This window comes from Alteromonas sp. G5_S2_22_S1 (assembly GCF_054968525.1).
Window position 1 is genome coordinate 48,850 of record NZ_JBQKUJ010000006.1, and the last position, 16,948, is coordinate 65,797.

At 45.6% G+C, this 16,948-nt stretch carries 15 protein-coding genes; 2 read left to right on the forward strand and 13 right to left on the reverse strand.

Translation table 11 applies throughout. From position 1 onward, the window contains the following. Window position 1: 1 nt before the first annotated feature. The 6 genes from sufB to trmJ form a co-directional block, all read right to left on the reverse strand. The gene (gene sufB / locus ACTRWF_RS08485; RefSeq protein WP_012519007.1) at window positions 2-1,438 is read right to left on the reverse strand and encodes a Fe-S cluster assembly protein SufB; all 1,437 of its coding nucleotides are present in this window, start codon (window positions 1,436-1,438) and stop codon (window positions 2-4) included. A gap of 344 nt (window positions 1,439-1,782) precedes the next feature. Next, the gene (locus ACTRWF_RS08490) at window positions 1,783-2,949 is read right to left on the reverse strand and encodes an IscS subfamily cysteine desulfurase (protein WP_462835377.1); all 1,167 of its coding nucleotides are present in this window, start codon (window positions 2,947-2,949) and stop codon (window positions 1,783-1,785) included. An 18-nt stretch (window positions 2,950-2,967) separates the two neighbouring features. Further along, the gene (gene iscR / locus ACTRWF_RS08495) at window positions 2,968-3,453 is read right to left on the reverse strand and encodes a Fe-S cluster assembly transcriptional regulator IscR (RefSeq protein ID WP_012519009.1); all 486 of its coding nucleotides are present in this window, start codon (window positions 3,451-3,453) and stop codon (window positions 2,968-2,970) included. Between the two features lie 145 nt (window positions 3,454-3,598). Beyond that, window positions 3,599-5,074 carry a flavin-containing monooxygenase gene (locus ACTRWF_RS08500; protein ID WP_462835378.1) on the reverse strand — a complete coding sequence of 492 codons (1,476 nt, stop codon included), beginning with the start codon at window positions 5,072-5,074 and terminating at the stop codon, window positions 3,599-3,601. A 121-nt stretch (window positions 5,075-5,195) separates the two neighbouring features. Next, on the reverse strand, window positions 5,196-6,020 hold the full coding sequence (gene cysE / locus ACTRWF_RS08505; RefSeq protein WP_012519011.1) for a serine O-acetyltransferase: 825 nt from the start codon (window positions 6,018-6,020) through the stop codon (window positions 5,196-5,198). A gap of 5 nt (window positions 6,021-6,025) precedes the next feature. Beyond that, complete coding sequence (gene trmJ, locus ACTRWF_RS08510; protein WP_012519012.1) at window positions 6,026-6,811, reverse strand: tRNA (cytosine(32)/uridine(32)-2'-O)-methyltransferase TrmJ; 786 nt, start codon at window positions 6,809-6,811, stop codon at window positions 6,026-6,028. 391 nt (window positions 6,812-7,202) lie between these two features. Between trmJ and suhB the strand changes: the two genes are divergently transcribed. After that, a complete protein-coding gene (gene suhB, locus ACTRWF_RS08515; RefSeq protein WP_012519013.1) occupies window positions 7,203-7,979 on the forward strand; it encodes an inositol-1-monophosphatase in 777 nt (258 codons plus the stop codon). 192 nt (window positions 7,980-8,171) lie between these two features. Here the strand turns inward: suhB and ACTRWF_RS08520 are convergent, their stop codons facing one another. Next, window positions 8,172-9,389, reverse strand: a complete 1,218-nt coding sequence (locus ACTRWF_RS08520; RefSeq protein WP_462835379.1) for an acyltransferase family protein — start codon at window positions 9,387-9,389, stop codon at window positions 8,172-8,174. A gap of 135 nt (window positions 9,390-9,524) precedes the next feature. Here ACTRWF_RS08520 and ACTRWF_RS08525 point away from each other — a divergent pair, with 135 nt between their 5' ends. After that, the gene (locus tag ACTRWF_RS08525) at window positions 9,525-10,409 is read left to right on the forward strand and encodes a LytTR family transcriptional regulator DNA-binding domain-containing protein (RefSeq protein WP_462835380.1); all 885 of its coding nucleotides are present in this window, start codon (window positions 9,525-9,527) and stop codon (window positions 10,407-10,409) included. 111 nt (window positions 10,410-10,520) lie between these two features. Here ACTRWF_RS08525 and secF read toward each other — a convergent pair whose 3' ends face one another. The 6 genes from secF to ACTRWF_RS08555 form a co-directional block, all read right to left on the reverse strand. Beyond that, window positions 10,521-11,462, reverse strand: coding sequence for a protein translocase subunit SecF (gene secF, locus ACTRWF_RS08530; protein ID WP_015067621.1), 942 nt, complete (start codon window positions 11,460-11,462; stop codon window positions 10,521-10,523). Window positions 11,463-11,472: 10 nt separating this feature from the next. Further along, entirely contained in the window at window positions 11,473-13,317 is a 1,845-nt protein-coding gene (secD, locus tag ACTRWF_RS08535) for a protein translocase subunit SecD (RefSeq protein ID WP_462835381.1), read from the reverse strand. Between the two features lie 55 nt (window positions 13,318-13,372). Continuing rightward, window positions 13,373-13,711, reverse strand: coding sequence for a preprotein translocase subunit YajC (gene yajC, locus ACTRWF_RS08540; protein ID WP_012519018.1), 339 nt, complete (start codon window positions 13,709-13,711; stop codon window positions 13,373-13,375). Between the two features lie 24 nt (window positions 13,712-13,735). Further along, the gene (tgt, locus tag ACTRWF_RS08545; RefSeq protein WP_014950189.1) at window positions 13,736-14,848 is read right to left on the reverse strand and encodes a tRNA guanosine(34) transglycosylase Tgt; all 1,113 of its coding nucleotides are present in this window, start codon (window positions 14,846-14,848) and stop codon (window positions 13,736-13,738) included. A gap of 299 nt (window positions 14,849-15,147) precedes the next feature. Further along, window positions 15,148-16,194 (reverse strand): tRNA preQ1(34) S-adenosylmethionine ribosyltransferase-isomerase QueA, encoded by a 1,047-nt coding sequence (queA, locus tag ACTRWF_RS08550; protein ID WP_462835382.1) that lies wholly within the window; start codon window positions 16,192-16,194, stop codon window positions 15,148-15,150. A gap of 411 nt (window positions 16,195-16,605) precedes the next feature. Next, window positions 16,606-16,818, reverse strand: a complete 213-nt coding sequence (locus ACTRWF_RS08555) for a DUF6471 domain-containing protein (protein WP_231125189.1) — start codon at window positions 16,816-16,818, stop codon at window positions 16,606-16,608. Window positions 16,819-16,948: the final 130 nt, after the last annotated feature.

The following is a 16,948-nucleotide window of genomic DNA, read 5'->3' on the forward strand; positions in this document are numbered from 1 at the left end:
ATTACCCCACTGAACCTTCAAGACTAATTTCGAGCAGTTTGCCGGCTTCTACGGCAAATTCCATTGGTAGCTCTTTGAATACTTCTTTACAGAAACCGTTAACAATCATAGAAACGGCTTTCTCTGTGTCTAAGCCACGTTGCTGACACAAAAATAATTGTTCGTCGCTCACCTTCGATGTTGTCGCTTCGTGCTCAACAATGGCTGAAGGATTGCGGCTTTCGATATACGGGAACGTGTGTGCACCACACTTGTCGCCAATCAGCAGCGAGTCGCACTCGGTAAAGTTACGTGCACCGTCTGCCCGCGGGCCCATTTGAACCAGTCCACGATAGGCATTGTTACTATTCCCTGCTGAGATACCTTTAGAGATGATGGTCGACTTGGTGTTTTTACCCACGTGAATCATCTTAGTACCGGTATCTGCCTGCTGACGACCACGTGTTAGGGCTACTGAGTAGAACTCACCTACGCTATTGTCGCCTTTAAGTACACAGCTTGGGTACTTCCACGTTACCGCAGAGCCCGTTTCAACCTGCGTCCAAGAGATTTTAGCGTTCGTGTGTGCAACACCGCGCTTGGTCACGAAGTTGTAAATACCGCCTTTACCGTTTTCATCGCCCGGGTACCAGTTTTGTACCGTCGAGTATTTGATTTGCGCATCGTCCATCGCGACCAGTTCAACCACAGCGGCATGCAGCTGGTTTTCATCGCGCTGAGGCGCGGTACAGCCTTCTAGGTAGCTCACGTAGCTGCCTTCATCGGCAACAATAAGCGTACGTTCGAACTGACCGGTGTTCATTTCATTTATACGGAAATAGGTTGATAGCTCCATAGGGCAGCGGGTGCCTTTTGGAATATAAACGAATGAACCGTCAGTAAATACTGCACTGTTTAGTGCCGCAAAGTAGTTGTCCGTGCGAGGAACCACAGAACCGATATATTTTTTCACAAGGTCTGGGTACTTCTGAACCGCTTCAGAAATCGGGCAGAAAATTACCCCCGCGTCTTCCAACTTTTCGCGGAATGTCGTCACAACGGAAACCGAGTCGAATACCGCATCTACAGCTACACCCGCCAGCATTTCTTGCTCATGAAGCGGAATACCAAGCTTTTCGTAGGTACGCAGTAACTCTGGGTCCACCTCGTCTAGCGACTGAGGCTTGTCTTTCATACTCTTTGGTGCCGAGTAGTAAGAAATGGACTGATAGTCGATTTTTGGATAATCCACATGCGCCCAGTCTGGCTCTTCCATTTCAAGCCATGCACGGTACGACTTCAAGCGCCATTCAAGCATCCATTCAGGCTCGTTTTTCATTGCTGATATGCGGCGGATAACCGACTCGTCCAGGCCGCTTTCAAACGTTTCTGACTCGATTTCTGAATAGAAACCTGCATCGTACTTTCTTTCTAACGCCTGTTCGATCTGTTCACTCATGTTGGGATCTCACTTGTTTGCCTGCATTTGCTGCCACTAAATTCGTTACTTAACTGGCAAATAAATTACCCCACGGTCTTGGTAATTTATCGCATAATCTCTGCTCAACCTGAACGCGGCTCGTTATAAAAACGTTGCGTAGCGCAGTTGAAGCTGCCAGTTACATTGAGGACAGCCTAAAATTTTGGTGCCGTAGTATATAATACCCGACTATTTCACTCAAATATTCAGCCACTAATTTACGGCGGTAAATACTAATTTAACGGAGCCTACGGCTTCGTCACCGCCGTATGGCCATTAATTTTTGTTCATCGTCTTCGCTTTGGCTCAGATTCGTAGAAGGTTTAAGCCGTTACGGCTTCACGTAATCGTGTAGTTACGTCTACTACTTTCTTTACTACGTAATCTATGTCGTCTTGGGTTGTAAAACGCCCAACACTAAAACGGATACCGGCGTGCGCTAATTCATTACTTCGCCCAATAGCCTTTAACACATAAGAGGGTTCAAGGCTTGCCGATGTACATGCTGAGCCCGATGACACAGCAATATCGTTCAGTCCCATCATCAAGCTTTCACCGTCAACACCGGCGAAACTGACGTTTAAGATGCCAGGGATTCGCTGAGTGGCATGGCCATTTAGATAAACGCCGTCAAGCTGCTGTAAACCTTGCCAAAGCGACTCCCTCAGTGAGAGTATGCGAGTGCTGTCATCTTTCATTTTCGACGCGGCTAACGCGAGTGCTTCCCCCATCCCTACAATTTGGTGAGTGGCCAGCGTCCCAGAGCGCATACCGCGTTCATGCCCGCCACCGTGAATTTGTGCAACCAAATTAATTTTAGGGCGGCGACGCACATACAAAGCTCCCATTCCCTTCGGCCCGTAAATCTTATGCGCCGAGATAGAAAGCAAGTCGATAGGCACGTGGGCTAAATCGATAGCAATCTTGCCTACACTTTGTGCACCATCCACGTGAAAGAGCACTCCATGTTCACGGCAAAGCTCGCCAATAGCTTGCATATCTTGAATTACACCAAGCTCGTTGTTGACATGCATGACCGACACTAAAATGGTGTCGTCGCGCATGGCGCCTTTCAAATCATTAATATCAAGTAAGCCGTCTTGCTTGACGCTTAAATAAGTCACCTCAAAGCCATGGCTTTCGAGGTACTCACAGGTATCTAACACCGCTTTATGCTCGGTGTTCACCGTGATGATATGTCTTCCTTTTTCCTGATATCCTTGTGCTACGCCTTTAATCGCAAGGTTGTTTGATTCCGTTGCACCTGAGGTAAACACGACCTCTCTAGGGTCGCAATTAAGTACGTCGCTAATTTGATTTCTGGCAACGTCGACGGCCTCTTCTGCCATCCAGCCGAAACGGTAACTGCGAGAAGCAGGATTGCCGAAGTTGCCATCTAGGGTTAGGCACTTCGACATCGCATCAGCGACGTGAGGGTCGACCGGCGTTGTTGCCGCGTAATCTAAGTAAATGGGTGTTGATAAAGCCATGCGATGCTCAAAACCTATTTAAAGTTGAATACTTACTTCAATATCTTTGGTGATATGACGAAGTGATGCATTGCCGTCTTGACGACCCGCTACTTCTTGTACATCCCGCTTTGCCATTAATTCACCTAAGGTAATTGAATTTAAAAACGCCGCAATGCGGTCACTTAAATCTTGCCACAGACTATGGGTTAGACAACGATCACCGCCTTGGCAATCGGCCTGCCCTTGGCAGCGCGTCGCATCGATAGACTCATCTACTGCGCGGATCACCTCACCTATGGCTATCTCGCTCGCTTCTCGACCCAATAGGTAGCCGCCGCCGGGGCCGCGAACACTGTCGACTAACTGCTCTTTGCGCAAGCGAGAAAACAGCTGCTCAAGATAAGATAAAGAGATTTCTTGTCGTTCTGAAATGTCGGCAAGAGGCACTGGACCACGCTTTGAATGCAAAGCGACATCAAGCATTGCGGTAACCGCATAGCGCCCTTTAGAAGTGAGTTTCATTGGATTCTCCCGCCGTTATATAATGGCGAAATTCTCACATACCTGACTAAAATGGTCAAGTATAAAACCCAGTAAATTAGTCAAGTATTATTGATTTAATCAATCGCTTTTTTTTATGAAAATACCTTGGGCGTGTGCGACCTTGTCAGGCCCTTTTTTCATGACGTTTTTCAAATTTCAACGCTGGGTCGTCAACACGTCCCTTTCTGAAAATTTTCACGTCTTCGGCATAATTAAATGACATCGACCAAGGATAACGCGTACCCTGCCGGGGTAACTTATCGAGTGAACGCTGAATATAACCCGCGCCAAAGTTAAGCAGTGGTTGTGTTTCCATATCCGGTTCTGCAATAGGGGTGCACTGCGTAAAGCCTCGTTTATTCATATGATTAAGCAAACGGGTAAAATGCTCACATAGAAGGCCAATTTTTAGTGTCCAAGAAGATGCCGTATAGCCCACCGCAATGGCAAAATTAGGGACGCCACTGAGTAACATCCCCTTATAGGTGATGCACTCAGGTAGTTTAACAGCCTCGCCATCTATTTTAGGAATTACCCCCCCTAGCGGAAGAAGGTTCAAACCCGTGGCCGTTACAATAATATCGGCCTCTATATGCTTACCTGAATCAAGCTTAATGCCTGTTTCGGTAAACGTAGCAATAGTATCCGTTTCAATGGACGCCTTTTCTTTAGAAATAGACTCGAATAAATCACCGCCCGGGACGGCACAAAGTCGCTGTTCCCACGGATTATAAGGCGGGTTGAAGTGCGTATCGACAGGGTACCCCTCGGGCAGCATCTTAACGTTTAGGCTGCGTATTATCTTTCGAGCTCGCTTCGGGAAGCGCTGACAAAATGCGTATACCCAGCGCTGTTTCGCGATGTTAAAGCGCCTGGCGGCATTAAATGCAATATTGTCGTTAAACCACGCACGTAAATACTTTGCGACAGGATCCTCTACGGGTACAGGCAATACGTAAGACGGCGTTCTTTGGAGCATAGTAACGTGTGCAGCAGTTTGAGCCAGTGCTGGCACCAAAGTAACTGCCGTTGCTCCGCTGCCTATGACCACCACGCGCTTACCCTGATATTCTAGGTCTTCTGGCCAGTGCTGAGGGTGGACAATTTTACCTTTAAACGCCGACTGTCCCTTAAAATCAGGCGTATAGCCTTTGTCGTAACGGTAATAGCCTGAGGCATTAAACACCCACCTCGTAGCGACCTGCTCGGTGTGCTCGCTCTGTTCTGATTTTAACGTGACAAGCCAATACTGCTTGTCACCTTGCCAATCGATATCAATAACGCGTGTGCGAAATCGTATATTCTCTTTTATGCCGTTCTCGTTTACCGTTTCCTCGACATAAGCTTTTATCGAGCGGCCATCTGCAATGGCCTTTTTCTCTTTCCAAGGCTTGAAGTCGTAGCCAAAGGTGAATAAATCAGAGTCGGAGCGAATGCCTGGGTATTTAAATAAGTCCCATGTTCCACCGAGGTCGGCACGCGCTTCTATAATAGTGTATGACAAGTCAGGGCATTTCTTTTGAATATGGTACGCACAGCCAACACCCGAGATACCGGCCCCTACGATTAAAACGTCTAGAAATGGCAACGTGTTTTGCATAACCGCCCTGAAACGTGACAACTAACATTTTGATTTCAATGTATGTTGGAGTTACGGGGGAGTCAACACGTACGTTAACAATTTGTAAAACACACCTTAATCCAGACGTGGAACTAAGGCGTTAAATTGCCGGGTCGAAAGACGAATGCGCTTTCTCTCGTTCATGGGCCTCCGTCAAGTCAAAGCCCGTATCCGCGAAATCTTCAGCACTGATGTTGTGTAAATTATCGGTACACACATCACCACCTAATGACTGAATGACCTTGCACATTTCCTCAACTTTGGTATCCATTTGATGCATGTGCTCAAGCATTACTCCCATGGCATTGGCCACAGGATCTGGGTTATCGGGCGCTACAGCGTACGCATCAAAACCGTATTTTTGCGCTATTTTGTCACGCTGGGGGTTAACCGTCGCTTTCCCATCATCCTGCTTTGAGATAATAATACGACCGGGGATACCCACCGCAGTGGCGCCGTCTGGAATATCTTTCACCACTACGGAATTTGAGCCGACTTTGGCATTTTCACCAATGATAATAGGCCCTAACACTTTAGCGCCAGCGCCTACTACCGCCCCTTTTTTAAGGGTTGGATGACGTTTACCGGCTTTCCAGCTAGTACCACCAAGCGTAACGCCATGATATAGCGTAACATCGTCACCAATCTCTGCGGTTTCGCCAATGACCACGCCCATACCATGGTCTATAAATACCCGCCTGCCCAGTGTTGCTCCAGGGTGAATTTCTATGCCCGTCAGCCAGCGACTAAAGGTTGATAACGTGCGTGCCAACCACTTCCATTCAGCCTTCCACAACTTGTGGCTTACGCGGTGTAGCCATACTGCATGTAGACCGGGGTAATTAGTTAGCACTTCAAAGGTATTTCTTGCCGCTGGGTCGCGATGGAAAACCCCTTTAATGTCATCTTTGATACGGGCGAACATAATGCTTACTCTTGCTCTTCTTTCGACGTGTTTTCGTTAACCGGCGCTTCAGTTGAGTCACTTTGACTTACACTTGCTGACTTAACCGATTTATCGATAGACGCCAAAATACCGCGCAAGATATTCAACTCTTGCGACTCTGGGCGTGCTCGATTGAACAAACGACGAAGCTTAGTCATAACCACACCAGGGTGACTCTTGCGTATAAACGATGTCCCCTCTAGTGTCGTTTCAAGGTGCGCGTAAAAACGCTCTAAATCTTCGTTTAATGGGTACGTTTCCTCTACGCTTGGGTAGGTTTCACGATTTAGGAAGGCCATGCGAATTTCATAACATAAGGTTTGAACCGCAGCAGCTAGGTTAAGCGAGCTGTATTCAGGGTTCGCCGGAATACACATGTGGAAATGACACTGCTGTAATTCTTCATTTGTTAAGCCACTATTTTCACGGCCAAAGACCAATGCGACCGGGTACTTCTCTACTTCTTGAACTAGCTTTTCACCGCAATCACGAGGGCCAAGCATAGGCCAAGAATGCGTACGAGAACGGGCTGATGTGCCTACAACTAAACCACAGTCTTTTACCGCTTCTTCCAGCGTACCTACAATTTTTGCGTTCGCAAGTACATCCCCAGCGCCTGCAGCAAGCGCGCTTGCTTGGCCATCAGGTTCGTTCACTGGGTCAACAAGATAAAGGCTACTGAGCCCCATAGTCTTCATCGCTCGTGCGGTGGAGCCAATGTTCCCAGTGTGAGAGGTGTTAACCAAAATGATGCGAATATTTTCGAGCATGCCTGTGATACCTACGTACTTTCAAAAAAGGATGATACTGATATGTTAAGCATCATCTAATGAACTTCAATTAGGGCAAGTTTATCACAGCGGCAGTATAGATGGCTATTCACTCACAACGGCATGCTACCTGTTCGATTGCTTATGTAGTTTGCTTTCTTTCGACGTTTCTCATAACGAAAGACCGCGGCACTATCTATGTTGTCAGCCCCATTGCTAGGCATCGCCGTTTAAAGTGGCAAAAAGCTATTCTACTTCGCCTTGCGTTCACCCTTGAATTCATTTGCATCGTGCGTGGATTCTGGTAGACTCCGCCCGTTTTCGAAAATAACTAGCTATTTTTTATACAGCTGGTTCGTTTCATTGGTCTTTTACAATTGGTGGTTTATCTATGCATCCTATGCTGAATATTGCGGTGCGCGCTGCGCGTGCGGCTGGAACAGTTATTGTTCGCGGTTTTGAAAAATATAACGAAGTAGCAACAGAGTCGAAAGGTTTGAACGACTTTGTTACTCAAGTTGATAAAGAAGCAGAACAAGCAATTATCTATAAAATTCAGCAGTCTTACCCAGAACATTGCTTCTTAGGTGAAGAGTCTGGCGAAGTTAACGGCACAGAGACAGACTATCAGTGGATCATCGACCCACTAGATGGCACCACTAACTTTGTAAAAGGCATTCCCCACTTTGCGGTTTCTATCGCACTTCTTCATAAAGGTCGTTTGGACCAGGCGGTTGTATTTGATCCAATTCGCAGCGAACTATTTACCGCTAGCCGTGGTCAAGGTGCACAGCTTAACGGTTACCGTATTCGCGCTTCTAAGCCTCGTGATTTAACAGAAACCATTATTGCTACTGGCCTTCCGTTCAAAAACAAAGCTGCATTCGGTGAATACGCACTTAGTCTGAACAAAATATTCCACGAAGTGGGCGACATTCGCCGTGCAGGCAGTGCAGCACTAGACCTTGCTTATGTTGCAGCTGGTCGTCACGACGGTTACTGGGAACGCGGCATCAAATCTTGGGACATCGCAGCGGGTGAACTTATTGTTCGCGAAGCAGGCGGCTTGGTTACAGACTTTAAAGGTAATAACGACCCACTACACAAGGGCGAAATTGTTGCCGGTAGTGCAAAGGTAGTTCAAGGCTTGGTAAAACACCTTAAGTAAAAATGTGGGCTGGCTGGGGTCGAAACAGATGCTTTTTCTTAGCAACTTTTTTTAACCTACGCCACAGCGTACGTAAAACGAATAAACAAACGATAAGGCGCGAATTATTTTAATTCGCGCCTTTTTGCTTTTTGTACCTCATTGCGAACGTAAACATGCCAAAACTGCGCTTTTGGATACTCCCTCCCTTCCCTATATTAAGCCTACTAGCCTCAATGCTAAGGGCAACGTAAAAGCGGTTATGATCATTTGGGCCGTTTTACCTGACAGCCAATGGGATGCCGGCGCTTTTTTACCTAAAAACACGCCTGTCACGGCACTATATTTACACAGCAGTAATAATAGGAAACAAAGCAACATACTCACGACGGCAGATAACGCCATTGCCGTAGGCGCAGACAGTGCTGTATTCGTAATAAAATAGCTGACGCCAATTATCACGCTTTGATGAATTACATAGAAAGGAAAAACATAACCATTCGCTTTAACTACCGCGGGACTCGCCTTTACGAAGACTTTGTCTGCCAGTGCCAAAATTGCAAATACGCTGAATACTTTAGCTAAGTAATACGACCATAATGCAATGGTTTTTATCGGCAGGTTATCAGGTTGGTATCCTACTACTTTAAACCCGACTTCATAAGACAGAGTAAGTATAATGGCGAACGCAATCAGCGCCCCACGCCTATCGCGTAGCCACCCCCAAAATTGCGCTTGACCACCAAAAAGGTAGCCCCAAACTAAACACGCAAAGCCGTAAATATCACGCTGTAAGTCGCTTTCCTCTATTTGTGATGCAAAAAGCGAAATAGAAACAAGCAACAACAACCATACACTATAGGAATTGCCTAAACTGTTGCGTACCCACTTAAGAGGCAGATGAAAAATAATCAACAGTAATGTGAACCGCCAAAGAGAACGAAGAAACCACAAATGGTTTACGTCGACGTGATGCCATATGCCAGCACTAAAACCATTAAAATAGTCATTCGCACCAAAATAAAATTGAATGAAAAAATAGCCTACAGAGGTATCGATTGCGCCTTTTTGCGTCATTTCAACAAATAACTGAATAGGAACTATGCAATAAATACCTGTTAATAGGGGAAGTAATATTGCATTGCTTCTTCGGGTTAACAAAAAAGCCAGTCCGTACTTTTGCTGCATAAAATACAGCGACGTGCCCGCGATAAACCACAGCAGCCCCATTCTCCACGGTGAACTTATCAATAAAATATGTTGCAGCCAAAACCACTGTGTTTCTTGCTTAAAATGAAAGTTCCACTCGGGCACCCAAACCATACCAAGATGAAAAAAGAACAAAACAATGACGGCTAATACTCTAAGATAATCAAGTACTACTATTCGTGAATTTTCTGACGTTAAACGTGTGTGGTACTTTGTGTTCATCTTGTCCCTTATTGAGGCGAAAAGCGCCTTCAATTTTTAGCAACGTGAGTATAAACAAACTACCAACCAAGCTATTGAAAGGGTTCGAAAAAGTGACAAGCGGTGGAATTAAGTGACGGAAGGACAAGTGTTCGCATGATTAATAAAGCGTGGTTTCAAGCGCATCAAAGCTCAATATCCCTTTCCCTTCTGGGCTTGTATTTTTTAGTCAATGGATTTATCAATAGCACCACTGTACTCATGGAAGCGATGCGCACGCCGCCGCTACCTTTTGCCCAATGGGAACCTTTTGCTTGGGAGTATACCAGTGCCGTTGGCAGCTTCTGCGTGGTGATAGCACTGGCAAAGATACTCAACCATTTTCCTTGGCGATGGGAACGGTTTACTTTTAGTATTGCTTTATACAGTGCTGTGGGTCTGTGCTTTGCAGCTACACATATTATATTTATGATTGTTAGTAGAGAAATTATTTACGCATTAGTGGGTGGCAATTACCAATTCGCCACTTCTGCAGAGCAATGGTTCTTTGAACTCATTTATGAAATGCGAAAAGATTTATGGTCTTTCATCTTTTTTGTAGTAATGATTTGGTGTTATCGCTATGTGGTAGCACAATGGTTAGGTAACGCCAGCAATATCGGGCTTGAGTCAGCTAAATTAGACCAGCGCAATACACAAAATGCCCTGGATGAAAAAGCCTTCAAGCATGAACTATTATTGATTAAAAAAAATGGCCATGAGTTTCTAATCAAAAAGCAAGATATTCACTGGATGGCCTCTTCGGGTAATTATGTCAACTTACACATTGACGATAAGGTTTACCCCATGCGTAATACCCTAACCTCATTTCTAGATGAAAATGCTTACTTGCCTTTTGCACGGGTCCATCGCTCTTTTGCTGTAAACCTTAATGATGTTGAAAGTGTAAAGGTCGGGGACAGCGGCGATGGCGTAATTACATTAAAAAATGGCCATACTGTTAAGATGTCACGAAGGTATAAGCTGGCTATTGATAAATAAACACTGTTTGCGACTATTGAAAAACAGTGTGATTCACATCTACAAAAAAGCCGCAACACTGTGCGGCTTTTTATTCATTTAGCGTAATTAGCGCTGCTCGCTATAGCCTGCTTAAGGCATTGGATCTAAGTCAGCGCCTTCTTTCTCTACCTGCGGTGGCATTAGGTCTTCTTTACTTATACCTAATGCTAGGGCAACCGAACTTGCGATATACACCGATGAGTAAGTACCTACTACTACACCGAATAACAACGCAGTGGCGAAACCGTGAATAAGCGCACCACCTTTATAGAACAAGGCAACCAATACTAACACCGTGGTTAGTGAGGTGATGATAGTACGATTAAGCGTTTGCGTTAGAGAGATATTGATAATCTCGACCGGCTCGCCTTTACGAATTTTGCGGAAGTTTTCACGGATACGGTCTGATACAACAATGGTATCGTTAAGTGAATAACCAATAACCGCGAGTACAGCTGCAAGCACCGTAAGGTCAAATTCAATTTGAAGCACCGAAAATAGACCTAGCGTAAGGATCACGTCATGGGCAAGTGCCGAAACGGAACCCAGCGCAAAGCGCCATTCAAAACGCATCGCTACGTAAACCAAGATACATAACAGTGCCACCAGCATTGCTAGCCCGCCCTGCTCTGTCAGTTCTTCACCGACATTAGGTCCAACAAACTCAATACGGCGCATATCCACCGAGGTGCCATCTGCACGCAGTGCCGCAAGTACCTGCTCACCAATGGTTACGGCTTTTACGCCATCACGCGGTGCAATGCGAATAAGCACGTCTTGACTGCTACCGAAGTTTTGCACTACTGCATCTTCAAAGTTCGATTCGTTAAGCTGCACGCGAATAGCTTCTAGGTCAGCCGAGTCTTCGTAGCCCACTTCAATAAGCGTACCGCCAGTGAAATCCAGCCCCCAGTTAAGACTGTTTACCCCTAATGACACAAACGAGCCAAGGATTAAGACTGTAGACAACACCATCGCTGGAATGCGAAGGCGCATGAAATTAACGGTTTCGGATAATTTTAATAACTGCATTTTACGCTCCTTAAATCGCTAATTTCTCTACACGCTTGCCGCCCCATACTGCGTTAACAATAACGCGAGTAACCAAAATAGCGGTAAACATTGAAGTTGCGATACCAATCATTAGCGTAATAGAGAAGCCTTTAATTGGGCCGGTACCTACTGCGAACAGAATTAGACCAGCAATGAAAGTAGTGATATTCGCATCCAAAATGGTTGAGAATGCACTGTCGTACCCGTGGTGAATAGCTTGCTGCGGACTGCGCCCTTCGCGAAGCTCTTCACGAATACGCTCAAAGATTAGCACGTTAGCATCTACCGCCATACCAACGGTAAGTACAATACCCGCCATACCTGGAAGCGTTAAGGTTGCGCCCGGGATCATCGACATGATGCCTACAATCATTACCAGGTTAGTGATAAGCGCGATGTTCGCTACCACACCAAACGCTTTGTAGTAAATCAACATGAAAACAAGCACAGCCGCAAGGCCATAGATAATAGCCTGCATACCTAGCTCGATGTTTTCTTTACCCAAGCTTGGGCCTACGGTGCGCTCTTCAACAATTTGAATTGGCGCAATCAGTGCACCCGCGCGGAGTAGTAACGCTAAATCACGCGCTTCTTTTGGAGAATCAAGACCGGTAATTTGGAACTTACTACCAAGCTGCGCACGAATGGTGGCAACTGAGATAACTTGCTCATGCTTTTCGAACACAAGTTTACCGTCGTCATTTCGCTCTCCGGTAGATTTGTACTCGATAAACACCGTTGCCATTGGCTTACCAATGTTGCCGCGGGTTGAGCGAGACATTTTGTTACCGCCTTCAGAGTCTAGCGAGATATTTACATTTGGAAGACCATATTCATCAACACCGCTATTAGCATCAATAATGTGGCTACCAGTAAGCATAATACGCTTTTCCAGTAACTGTGGAATACCTTGCTGATCTTCAATCACCTGAGAACCAGGAGGCACACGGCCGTTCAATGCATCGCGAATATCGTTTTTCTGATCAACCATGCGGAATTCTAGGGTCGCCGTCGCGTTTAGAATTTCTTTTGCACGAGCGGTGTCTTGAATGCCGGGGAGCTGAACAACAATACGGTCAGCGCCTTGTTTTTGAACAAGAGGCTCAGCAACACCAAGCTGGTTAACACGGTTACGAATGATAGTGATGTTTTGCTTAACCGCGTTGTCGCGAATTTCTTGAAGCTTACTCTCCGCGAAAATAGCGCGAAGGGTTAAGTCATCAATTGGGTTAAACGTTAGGTCACGACTTTGGTTGCGCAGGAAGAACTCTGCTTTATCTAACGTATCTTCATCGCGGAAGGTAATGTCGATATGGTCGTCTACTTGTTTAACACCACGGTAACGAATACCCTCTTCACGCAGCGAGGTGCGAAAGCCGCTTTCAGCATCTTCCAGTGACTTAGTGATAACTTCCGTCATGTCCACTTCCATCAAGAAGTGCACACCACCGCGAAGGTCAAGACCAAGTTTCATCGGTGCGCCACCTAACCCTTCTAGCCATTCCGGCGTGTCTGGGGCAAGGTTCATTGCCACGTAGTAGTCGTCACCAAGCGCCTTTTCTAAAGTTTCGCGGGTTACTAGCTGTGTATCTGAATCAGAAACGCGAACCAAAATTTGGTCGTTCTCAAACTCAACACGCTTCGGCGAGATGTTTTTTTCGTTTAGCGCGGCCTTTACTTGTTTTACCGTGGCGTTAGTTACCACAGCATCACGACCTGCTGAGATTTGTACGGCATGATCTTCGCCGTAAATGTTAGGAAGTGCGTAAAGTGCACACATTGCAACCACAATGAGTGCACTCAGTACCTTCCAGATAGAGTTTTTGTTTAGCACTGGATAATCCTTTCGTGCCAGTACCGGGTAGCATCCCGGCCCCGGCGGTTGTTACTTACAGTGACTTCATTGTGCCTTTAGGCAGCACAGCAGTTACTGAAGACTTCTGAACAACAATGTTGTTTGAATCGTTAAGTGCAACTTCGATGAAATCTTTTTCTTCCGACACTTTAGTAATTTTACCTACTAAACCACCTTGTGTTAGCACTTCATCACCTTTGCCAAGTGAAGACACGAGGTTTTTATGCTCTTTTACGCGCTTAGCCTGCGGGCGATAAAGCAAGAAGTAAAAAATTAGACCAAATACAGCAAGCATGATAATCATTTCCATGCCACCACCTTGCTGAGCACCGCCAGCAGATTGCGCGTAAGCGTTCGAGATAAATAGGCTCATAAAATTCCCCAAATATTATCGTTGTTATAGTGCCGGAACCGGCAACCCTTTTTGTTCATAAAATTCTTGTACAAATTCGTCAAGCGTACCTGCGTCAATCGCATCGCGAAGACCCTGCATAACACGCTGATAGTAACGAAGGTTATGGATGGTGTTTAAACGCGCACCCAAAATCTCGTTACATTTGTCCAAATGATGTAGATAAGAGCGAGAATAATTTTTACAAGTGTAACAATCACAATTCTCGTCTAATGGTGAGGTGTCGTTCCTGTGTTTCGCATTGCGAATTTTCACCACGCCTTCAGTCACAAAAAGGTGACCATTTCGCGCATTACGCGTAGGCATCACACAGTCAAACATATCGATACCGCGACGCACAGACTCAACCAAGTCTTCCGGCTTGCCCACGCCCATTAAGTAGCGCGGCTTGTCTTCAGGGATTTTTGGCGCCGTATGATCGATAATGCGGATCATGTCTTCTTTTGGCTCGCCCACTGACAGGCCACCAATGGCATAGCCGTCAAAACCAATGGCTTCAAGGCCAGCAAGCGACACATCGCGCAACCCTTCGTACATACCGCCTTGAATAATACCAAACAGAGCCGCGGGGTTATCGCCGTGGGCTTCTTTACTGCGTTTGGCCCAACGCAACGACATTTCCATAGAAACGCGCGCTTCTTGCTCAGTGGCAGGATACGGCGTGCACTCGTCAAAAATCATCACGATGTCAGAACCCAAGTCGCGCTGAACTTCCATCGACTTTTCTGGCGTAAGAAGGATCTTCTCGCCGTTGATTGGCGAACGGAAAGTTACACCTTCTTCGGTAATTTTACGCAAATCGCCAAGGCTAAATACCTGGAAACCGCCCGAATCAGTAAGAATAGGCTTATCCCAATTCATGAAATCGTGCAGGTCGCCATGCTGGCGAATAATCCCCGTACCTGGGCGCAGCATTAGGTGAAAGGTGTTACCAAGACAGATGTGAGCACCACTGTCTTTTAACTCTTCAGGGGTCATTCCCTTAACGGTACCGTACGTACCTACCGGCATGAACGCTGGGGTCTCAACAACACCGCGTTCAAACACCAAACGACCGCGTCGTGCTCGGCCTTCGGTTTTTAACAACTCAAATTGCATGTGAAAGCATTCCCACTTTGGTGCGCTTTTGCGCTGGGTATAAAAATAAATTGGCGGCGATTATACCAGTAATTTGGCTGAGATCATGCCCCGTATCTATGTTTATCTGTAACTGGGCTAGAACCGCGCCTGCTATAGCCTGTTTTTGCCTGCTTTTTGCGTAAAATAAGGCTATATTAAACGGCCAAACCTCAATGGGTTTGTTGCGATTTCGAAACGAGTTAACCGAAATCGCAACGGTTTTTTAACGTCGTAGCGTAAAACACATGACGAGGTGTTTTTAGCAAACCACTACCGTTTTAAGCGCGCTCAATAAACATAGAATCGCCATAGCTAAAGAATCGGTATTCTTTCGCTATCGCTTCTTGATAGGCATTCATCACGTTTTCTTTACCTGCAAATGCGCTAATCAACATCATTAACGTAGATTCCGGTAAATGGAAGTTAGTAAACATAGCGTCCACAACTTTAAATTCAAAACCAGGGTAAATAAAGATTTCGGTATCTTCATTAAAGGGCGCGATAATCTGTTCATCGCCCCGCTCTGCACTCGCTTTCGCCGCCGACTCTAGTGAGCGTACCGAAGTGGTCCCTACAGCAATTACCCTTTTGCCATTTGCTTTTGTATTTAACACGGCATCAACCACATCTTGAGGCACTTCGGCGAATTCAGCGTGCATTTTATGCTCTTGAATATTATCAACACGAACGGGCTGAAACGTGCCCGCGCCTACATGCAAGGTAACGAAGGCTAGGTTAACCCCCTTTTCTTTTAACGCGTTTAAAATACTGTCGTCAAAATGTAACCCTGCGGTAGGTGCCGCTACAGCACCAGGCTTTTCGTTGTACACCGTTTGGTAACGCTCTTTATCCGAGTTTTCATCCGGACGGTCGATATAAGGCGGTAACGGCATATGACCGTGGGCTTCCAACAGCGTTAATACGGTTTCATCGTGGTCAAACTGCAGTATAAACAGTGCGTCGTCTCGACCGGTAACAGTTACATTCACTTTTTCTTCTAGAATGAGCTTAGTACCCGGTTTCGGCGCTTTGCTTGCGCGCACATGGGCAAGTGCGGTGGTGTCAGATGTAATGCGCTCAATGAGCACCTCCACTTGACCGCCGGTTTCTTTTTTACCTAAAAGGCGCGCAGGTATAACACGGGTGTTATTAAAAACAAGTAAATCACCCGGCTCTACAAATTTAAGCATGTCTGCAAACATGGTATGTTCAACCTTGCCGTTTTTACCGTCTAAATGTAGCAAACGACTGGCTGTGCGCTGTTGCGTTGGATATTTGGCAATAAGGTTTTCGGGTAGAACAAAGCTAAAATCAGATAATTTCATAAATACGACAATGTTGAGGTCTTACTGTTAGACAAAAGTACTAGATTAAGTTTCTTTTAAGTTACTACTAAAGGTTAAGAAACCCTACACAAACTCAAGATACCCTGCATTAAATAAAAAATTTAATTTAATAATTTCAAATACTTGAGTTGAAATGTATATTTTTAGATAACTACTTATCGAACAACATACGGACAAATTCATTTATTCGATAGCACTTAATTACTTAATCGCTTAAGATACGCCCAGATAGTGATGATGTTCTCCCATAAACATTCCTTATCATTCGTACCCAGCACTTGCTGGGTATTTTTTTATCTGCACGTTTTAAACCTTGCTGCGCGCTATTTTTATAGTACGGTTTCCCTTTCGTACTTTTTAACCACAGCCAAATTTCAAAGAAACGGTATTTTACGCGTTTTGGCGCTCAAGATCAGTTAAGATTTCTTCTAAAAGCGCGGCATCTATTGGGCGTGCTTTTAATACGTACAGTATTTGAAGCAATAAATCCGCTCCCATAATACCTTTGTTCACCTTATTGCGCAGGTTGTCAGCGCTCTGCTCTACACCAATTTCTTGCAACCTTTGGCTTAAGGCTTGATATTTCACACCGCGCACAGACATTTCTGATTTGACCACCCGTGCAACCGTTTGTCGCCACCCATTTTTAGTGTTCACACAACCCCCCCAAAACCATACAAATGTGATATATATTTTACAAAAACACATTTTTTTACACTTAAAGAACGCATTT

Bases quoted from the DNA above. Each gene is read 5' to 3' on its own strand.
- tgt (WP_014950189.1), bottom strand. From the start codon at position 14,848: ATGCAATTTGAGTTGTTAAAAACCGAAGGCCGAGCACGACGCGGTCGT.
- ACTRWF_RS08525 (WP_462835380.1), top strand. From the start codon at position 9,525: ATGATTAATAAAGCGTGGTTTCAAGCGCATCAAAGCTCAATATCCCTT.
- ACTRWF_RS08500 (WP_462835378.1), bottom strand. From the start codon at position 5,074: ATGCAAAACACGTTGCCATTTCTAGACGTTTTAATCGTAGGGGCCGGT.
- trmJ (WP_012519012.1), bottom strand. From the start codon at position 6,811: ATGCTCGAAAATATTCGCATCATTTTGGTTAACACCTCTCACACTGGG.
- suhB (WP_012519013.1), top strand. From the start codon at position 7,203: ATGCATCCTATGCTGAATATTGCGGTGCGCGCTGCGCGTGCGGCTGGA.
- yajC (WP_012519018.1), bottom strand. From the start codon at position 13,711: ATGAGCCTATTTATCTCGAACGCTTACGCGCAATCTGCTGGCGGTGCT.
- ACTRWF_RS08490 (WP_462835377.1), bottom strand. From the start codon at position 2,949: ATGGCTTTATCAACACCCATTTACTTAGATTACGCGGCAACAACGCCG.
- ACTRWF_RS08520 (WP_462835379.1), bottom strand. From the start codon at position 9,389: ATGAACACAAAGTACCACACACGTTTAACGTCAGAAAATTCACGAATA.
- iscR (WP_012519009.1), bottom strand. From the start codon at position 3,453: ATGAAACTCACTTCTAAAGGGCGCTATGCGGTTACCGCAATGCTTGAT.
- secF (WP_015067621.1), bottom strand. From the start codon at position 11,462: ATGCAGTTATTAAAATTATCCGAAACCGTTAATTTCATGCGCCTTCGC.
- queA (WP_462835382.1), bottom strand. From the start codon at position 16,194: ATGAAATTATCTGATTTTAGCTTTGTTCTACCCGAAAACCTTATTGCC.
- sufB (WP_012519007.1), bottom strand. From the start codon at position 1,438: ATGAGTGAACAGATCGAACAGGCGTTAGAAAGAAAGTACGATGCAGGT.
- ACTRWF_RS08555 (WP_231125189.1), bottom strand. From the start codon at position 16,818: ATGTCTGTGCGCGGTGTGAAATATCAAGCCTTAAGCCAAAGGTTGCAA.
- cysE (WP_012519011.1), bottom strand. From the start codon at position 6,020: ATGTTCGCCCGTATCAAAGATGACATTAAAGGGGTTTTCCATCGCGAC.